Origin of the sequence: Micromonospora inaquosa, assembly GCF_003857055.1 — a bacterium.
Classification (GTDB): domain Bacteria; phylum Actinomycetota; class Actinomycetes; order Mycobacteriales; family Micromonosporaceae; genus Micromonospora; species Micromonospora inaquosa.
In genome coordinates, this window is sequence record NZ_QGSZ01000133.1 from 1 (window position 1) to 785 (window position 785).

1 protein-coding gene is annotated in these 785 nt (G+C 72.2%); it reads right to left on the reverse strand.

Going from position 1 to position 785, the window contains the following annotated elements:
• A partial coding sequence (locus tag DLJ59_RS04595) for a sensor histidine kinase (protein ID WP_244235824.1) occupies positions 1-785 on the reverse strand: 785 nt, incomplete at both ends.

Below are 785 nucleotides of genomic sequence, written 5' to 3' on the forward strand. Positions count from 1 at the left end.
CCCCGTGCCCCCGCCGGCCCGCCGCGACCCCGACCCCGTCGTCGACGACCTCGACCGTGACGGCACCACCCGCGTAGGTGATGGTGACGTGGACGGTCGTCGCCTCAGCGTGTTTGACCGTGTTGGTGATCGACTCCTGCACGATCCGGTAGACCGAGAGCGCCACCTCCGGCGGGATCGGACGCGGGGTGCCGGCGACCCCCGAGCGCACCTTCACGCCGGCCTGCTCGGCGACCGCGAAGACGCGGGCCAGATCGGGCACCTCCCCGGCGTCGCGGACCATGCCGATCGCCGAGCGGACCTCGTGCATCGCGTCGCGGGCCGCGCCCCGGATGCTCCGCAGCGCGGCCCGCGCCTCGGCTGGCTTGCTGTCGAAGATGTCGTCGGCGAGGCTCGCCTGCACACTGATCGCGGCGATCGTGTGGCCGAGTACGTCGTGGATCTCGCGGGCGATGCGGAGCCGCTCCTGGGCTACCTCGTGCTGACGCTCCTGACGCATCACGGCGAGCCGCTGCTGTGCCTCGGCCAGCCGGACCCGGCGGGTGCGGATCGTCTCGGCGAGCAGCACCACGGCCGCGAGCAGCGAACCCTCTTCGAGGGTCGCCGCCAGGGCGGGGAGGAAGCCCTCACCGAGCAGCGTGTAACGCATGATCAGCTCAAGGAGGACGAAGAACCCGGCGACGACGAGCGCCCAGGTGAACCGGCCGGCGGCCGCGACGGAGAAGAGGACGGCGGCCGGTTCACCTGGGCGCTCGTCGTCGCCGGGTTCTTCGTCCTCATTGAGC